General features: G+C 41.8%; 5 protein-coding genes. All 5 read right to left on the bottom strand.

The genetic code is table 11. The annotated features are described in order from the left end of the window. Positions 1 to 8: 8 nt before the first annotated feature. The 5 genes from PR675_RS13015 to PR675_RS12995 all read right to left on the bottom strand — a co-directional run bounded on the left by PR675_RS13015 (position 9) and on the right by PR675_RS12995 (position 5,100). Positions 9 to 773: a fimbria/pilus periplasmic chaperone gene (locus PR675_RS13015; RefSeq protein ID WP_014657604.1), complete on the bottom strand. Its 765-nt coding sequence runs from the start codon at positions 771 to 773 to the stop codon at positions 9 to 11. 79 nt (positions 774 to 852) lie between these two features. Continuing rightward, positions 853 to 3,378, bottom strand: coding sequence for an outer membrane usher protein (locus PR675_RS13010; RefSeq protein WP_060561395.1), 2,526 nt, complete (start codon positions 3,376 to 3,378; stop codon positions 853 to 855). Between the two features lie 64 nt (positions 3,379 to 3,442). After that, the gene (locus PR675_RS13005; protein ID WP_060561394.1) at positions 3,443 to 3,982 is read right to left on the bottom strand and encodes a fimbrial protein; all 540 of its coding nucleotides are present in this window, start codon (positions 3,980 to 3,982) and stop codon (positions 3,443 to 3,445) included. A 38-nt stretch (positions 3,983 to 4,020) separates the two neighbouring features. Next, positions 4,021 to 4,548 (bottom strand): fimbrial protein, encoded by a 528-nt coding sequence (locus PR675_RS13000; protein ID WP_014657601.1) that lies wholly within the window; start codon positions 4,546 to 4,548, stop codon positions 4,021 to 4,023. 192 nt (positions 4,549 to 4,740) lie between these two features. Then, complete coding sequence (locus PR675_RS12995; RefSeq protein WP_014657600.1) at positions 4,741 to 5,100, bottom strand: helix-turn-helix domain-containing protein; 360 nt, start codon at positions 5,098 to 5,100, stop codon at positions 4,741 to 4,743. Positions 5,101 to 6,000: the final 900 nt, after the last annotated feature.

Here is a 6,000-nt window from a genome sequence, read left to right as displayed (position 1 = left end):
ATAATGGTTTACGGTGTCGCAGGCTTATCGTTCGGTACCACGTGACATTGGCTACCTTGACATTGGAAGGTCAAGTTTGGACGCCCGCCGTAATCATTGATGTAAGTCACGACCGGACGCTGCCCTAATGCATTGGCACTCACCCCCAACGCGCTTTCACCAAACGGTGGCAACATGATGGGTTTAAATTCTTTTTTATCTTTGTTGTCCAATGCCTTAAGGCTTTCTGCTGCATTAATCACTGTCACATAATACGGCGTGGGATTTTTGACCATTACCGTATCGCCTTGTTTTTGCAGGGTTAATTTTTCTTGCCATGGTGTGCCCATTTTGGCCGGCACAATCGCTTTTGGCCGATAGAACATTTTTACGCGGGTTTGTAAGGCAATCTGTAACGTGTTGGGCTTATCGCTTTTAGGCGGTATTTCACGCAAGTTAAAGTAAAACAAGCTCTCGCGATCTTGTGGCAAGGTACTAACCGCTGGCAGGGCTTCGATTTTCACTTGGCTAGATTTGCCGGGCTCCACACGCTGCACTGGCGGCAATACCACCAATGGCGAAGTAATTTTGTTGCCTTCAGCATCATCAATCCACGCCTGTGCTAGATACGGTAATTGTTTATTGTTGTTAGAAATGTTGAGTGACATCGATTTTTGGTCACCGTTAAAAATCACCCGAGTACGGTCAAGACCAATCGCCGCGTGTGCCATGCTGCTTAACCACATCATGCCCATCACACCCGCTATCAAAGCGTATTTTTTATTCAGTTTCATGCTGTTATAACCTTTTTAATGTCATCTCGGAGACACCATCGCGTCACCGCAAATTCTGTTCATACCGTGCTAACGCGTGTTATCGCTGCGCTAACTGCTTTGCTGCTAGCGGAGTACACTGCAACAACAGCGATGGATTGTTGATATCGATACTCTCAGGGAAAGCCACTTGGCATCCGTCCTCGTCTCCCCACTGTATGGTCATTAGGGAATTTGGTTCAATACCGCTGATATACGCACTGCCGCTATCCCCTACGATGCCGGTGCTTTGGCCTTTTGTATTGAATATTTGCGCCCCAAACGGAGGGTAACTGCCATCCGGTAAGCGCAACACCGTCATCGCTTTTTGCCCTGCCACAACCGCAAATTCGCGGTAACCCACCGCCCCTTCGGTTAAGGTCACTTGCACCACCGATTGCTGTGCATCCACATCATCTGGCAGCGCGTTCAAGTCAATTTGTGCCTTGCTGCGGTAGTAACTGTTCATGTCACCAACCACCGCTTTACCAAACATATTGGTGGTAACCGGAGCTCCAAACCCTTTGACAGGCACATTAGCAATGCCATCGGTGTCCACCAGTAAACGGGTTCCTCCAGGGATGCTCATGCGATGTACACCACCACCTTCTGCCGTCAGCGTGATCCCACCAGTTGCTGATAATCCAAACGCGGTATATTGGTTATTGGCGTAACTCGCATTACCCGAGACTCGCGCGGTATCGCCTTGGTGAGTCAGATACGCAGTTCCACTCGCTCCTTTACGGTTTGATCCTACGCCCAATTGATAATTGGTACGCTCATCAATGCGGTCATGGTAAGTCACTCGATTGACCGTGTCATAACGGCTGCTATTTAAGGAATACCCCACATTAGCACCATTACTCAGCGGAAATGAGGTCGATAAATAAATACTGTCATCCGTCACCCCGTTATACATACTGCGGTTTGCCGACAGGTTAACGCTGACATTCTTAATCGTTCCCACATCAAAATATTTGGATAACGTCAGGCTGTAATAGTTGTTTTCCGGTCGATCCCAATAGGTTTGGTGGTTGTAGTTCAAATACACAGACATACCGATATCACGGAAATTTTTGCTCAGTGAAATGGTGTACAGCTCTTTGCTACCACCATAACGAATACCTGTTTTCCTTGCCTGTAAGAAGTCTGACATACTCATAAAGTCTCGCTCCGAGAAGCGATAACCCGCGAATTGAATTTGACTATCAATAGCATCAAAACGTTTTGCGTAGCTGACACGATAAGATCCACCGTTAATAGTGTTTTCACCTGCCAAACGCGCAAACGACTGAGTCACATCGAATGACAACGCACCGAACGCCAGTAAGTCTCGACCAATACCCGCTGAAATCGCTTGGTAGTTTTTGCTGCCAAGCAAACCACTGAACAGTGACCAACCGTTATTCACCCCCCACGAAAACTCACCAGTGATAAAGTTATCACCCTCTTTGTGCCGGTTAACATCATTCGGCTGACCCAATGCCAACTTATATTGAAGCTGTCCCGGACGAGTTAGGTAAGGTAAGTTAGCTGTATCGAGTTGATACTCTTGTACCGTACCATCTTGCTCTTCAATTTTGACGTCCAACGTACCACTAATCGCATCGCTCAAGTTTTGAATACGAAACGGCCCCGGTGCCACTTGTTCGGTATAAATCACACGCCCTTGCTGGCTTATCGTCACCGTCGCATTGGATTGTGCGATCCCTGTTACTTCCGGTGCGTAACCGCGTAAATTCGGCGGCAACATGTTCAAATCCGAGCGCAAACTGGCGCCAATAAAACGGAATGAATCAAACATATTTGAGTTCAGGTAATCTTCACCCAAAATCAGTTTGGCTCCGAGAGCCGGCAGCGCACGAAAGGCGTAAAATCGATTCCATTGAAAATCACGATTGATAGCTTGGTTTGAGCCTGTTGCATGATTTAAACGGCCTTGCCAATCTGCACGAAAACGCCATGCACCTAAGTTTACCCCCGCCACCCCGTTACCGTTTAAGGTGTAGGTATTATGACCTTTGTTGTGCGGGCGATAAGTGTTACCGTTAATGTTGTAATCCAACAAAATCGCAGCAATCCCTTCATCCCAACGCGATGGTGGATCCCAATTAGGAGCCGTATACTCCATGTAAGCTTGTGGAATACTCACGTATAAGGATGAAGTTGAGAGATCCCCACGCACCTGTATTCCCGGCAAACTTTCCAAATTTAAGCATTGGTCATCGTGCCACCATGTCAGCTTTTTCAAGCTGTCTGCGGTCAGCCCTAATTGGGCAGTGATATCGGGTGATAAGCACGGCTCACTGCCTTGAGGATCATTCTCAGGGGGATAAAATGGTACTTTCACTTCTGGTAACGTATCGTCATTGACCTTAAGCGCTAAGCTATAGGTTCCTGGCATCACATAACCAGCACGCGAAAAATGTTCTAGATTGATATTTTTTTTGTCTTCCACATCCAATACATCCATATTGAATTGGATAACATCAGATGATGCCAATGCTATCTGGCTTTCACCCAAAGCAAACGCAATGGACAGCGACAGCAATGCAAGGCGAAAATAAGTAGCCTTTGGTGAAGACATAAAAAATATCCCTCGTGAACATTCACAATAACAATAAAGAGAAAAATAAATTCAACCGGCTTAATTAGTAATAATCGACTTTAAAACGGATCAAGCTTTGGTAATATCCTGCTCTTAGTGGGCGAGAGTCAGAGACTAACCGTAATTGATAAGCTAATCGCATACTCGGCGGTACAATATCTTGCTCCGGAGATGCTTCCCCCGGTACCACTTGACGCGATTGTGCATCTTGCATAAGTAACCCTACGCCGCGCGCTTCACCAAATACTTGAAACAACCCGTTATCGGAAGGTCCATCAAAGGTCATGCGCAAGGCACGCCAAGTTTGAGTCGGATCACTGTGTTTGACTAAATCACAATTAACTAATTGAATTTCAAAATCTTGTTTGGGGCCTTGGCCTTCTTGACGGATCGTACCAATCGGCAACACACCCATATCAATGATTTGGTCACGTGATTCCATGGCAATTGTGCAGGCAGCATCGGTGATTTCACCGTTCATAGTCACCGTACCTGCACCTTGCCCAGCTGCGTGCACCAAAGGTGAGGTAAAACTCGTAGTGAGGAGTAATACACTCCATCCGAATACAGCTTGACACCCCATGGTTTTACCCTCCTTTGAATAACACACTAGTGTTCTGATTACTCGTAGCTCATTGTGAAGTTAGCGAGTGCTGTAAATTCACCTGGAACAATAGTTTTGCCATCACCTTTCAAATAAGCAGAGAACAGCAGTGAGTTATCACCATTTTGAATTTTTAAGTCAGTTCCAGCAGAGCCATCTAATTTCACTGGTACACCACCCAGACCTGCAATTTGAACACCTGCGCCAGATGCTTGACCTTGAATAGCCAGTGAATCAGCTAAGTTAGGATTCACACCACCCGTAAAGGTGACGGTCGCCGTATTGTCTGTCAGCGTGGTTGTATCACAGTCAACCAGCTCAATAGTGAATGGCACTGGACGAGAAGTACCACCATCGGCTAATTGTGCTGATGCTACCTGACCTAGGTTAACCGTTTGGTCTGTAGACTCTGGCGCGATACCACATGCGGCTTCAATGATTGAGCCGTAGAATGTCACAGTACCTTGACCTGCGCTGACTGGAGCAGCCATAGCTGATGCGCTCATTGCGCCAGAAATCAGAGTTGCTAAAAGAATCTTTTTCATATTGGTTACGCCTTTACGATGAACACTAAAAAAAGTAAGCTATTAATTAGCTCACTTGGTTAAATAATTAATAGAATTTATTTATTAAATAATAAATAAAAACAAATAAAATACTTTCTGAGAACAGAAAGTATTTTCTTTATTCTCAGTTAAACATAAATCTTTAATAGTTTATTATTTGGCCGACTATAATTAGCCAACCAAATTATTCATCTTTACTGAAAAAGCATCCTCACCTTTATAGTAAGGAGATGGAGGTAAAAACAAATTAATATAATGAGAACCAACTTTTTTTTCTGTATCATTAACATTAAGATAAACAGCACTAAAGAAATTACTTAAACTACAATCCAATTCATGCAAAATAACAAAGAGGGTATCAACATTAATATTACACACACCTCTTTCATATCGAGATATTTGCTGCTGCGAGACATTTAGTTTTTCAGCTAACTGTTTTCCTGTTAACCCTCTCTTTTTCCTTAAACGAAATATCTCTTTACCAACAGCAATCATAAAAATATTTTTTGACACTTCATGTTCCACTATCATATTAGGCCCTCAATTCCTGATACAACAAACTTCATTTATTAAAGCCCGCTTGCACGAAAATATTTACGCCTTGCTCTGTTGCAGATAAATTTACTGTACCTGCTGCTCAAAATCAAACAAAGCTATATCTACCAAGCAGTTATTGATATAAGTTAAATATCCAAATAATGAGTAATTCAAACACAAAAAACCACATTAGCTTGGTACATTCAACATTCCTATTAAGAGAATACAAATTAGACCAGAATTATATATTACAAGAATCCCAAAAAGATTTAAAATTAGATTTATAATTCTGAAATTCATATTTTTTCAGAGGTTAAGTAATAACACTTAACGAAAAAAATATATGGAAAAATCCATCAATCCAACAAAATAAAATAAACTCAATAAAATCAATGCATTGAATAGCGTGGTAATTTTAATTAACACTTCAATTTTAGATATAATATTTTGCAATATCTGTAATATTGTTCTAATCAAACTAATTGTTTAGGATTAAATAAAACAGAAGTTTATTTTCACTTCACGTTTTTTATTTATATTCTTACAGAGCTATTCTTAATTAAAAAATCATTATTGCTAACTTCATCACCTTTAGAGAAATCATCATTAAATGACACTCACTTTATTATTTTCGAGATCATATTATGAAGATAGCTGCTCACCATACAAATTATCTATTAATATCTTTACAACACTTATTTTTTCATATTCACTATCCTTGAATAAAAGCCCCCCCTCTGACCTATTGACATTTACTCATGAATACAATAAAAAATGATGAAAAATATAAATTAGAATGAAATTAATGATATTGCTCAAAGTGGAATTCAACTACCGAAATGGAGATAAAAATCGCTAAACAATAAAATTTAAGTGCTAGATATTTTTAAGAAG

Source organism: Providencia sp. PROV261, from assembly GCF_028477945.1.
Taxonomy (GTDB): domain Bacteria; phylum Pseudomonadota; class Gammaproteobacteria; order Enterobacterales; family Enterobacteriaceae; genus Providencia; species Providencia stuartii.
Note: the sequence above shows the minus strand (reverse complement) of the source record. Positions and strands in the feature narration are given on the sequence as shown.

Coding starts and splice junctions, on each gene's coding strand:
- PR675_RS13015 (WP_014657604.1), bottom strand. CDS start 773: ATGAAACTGAATAAAAAATACGCTTTGATAGCGGGTGTGATGGGCATG.
- PR675_RS13010 (WP_060561395.1), bottom strand. CDS start 3,378: ATGTCTTCACCAAAGGCTACTTATTTTCGCCTTGCATTGCTGTCGCTG.
- PR675_RS13005 (WP_060561394.1), bottom strand. CDS start 3,982: ATGGGGTGTCAAGCTGTATTCGGATGGAGTGTATTACTCCTCACTACG.
- PR675_RS13000 (WP_014657601.1), bottom strand. CDS start 4,548: ATGAAAAAGATTCTTTTAGCAACTCTGATTTCTGGCGCAATGAGCGCA.
- PR675_RS12995 (WP_014657600.1), bottom strand. CDS start 5,100: ATGATAGTGGAACATGAAGTGTCAAAAAATATTTTTATGATTGCTGTT.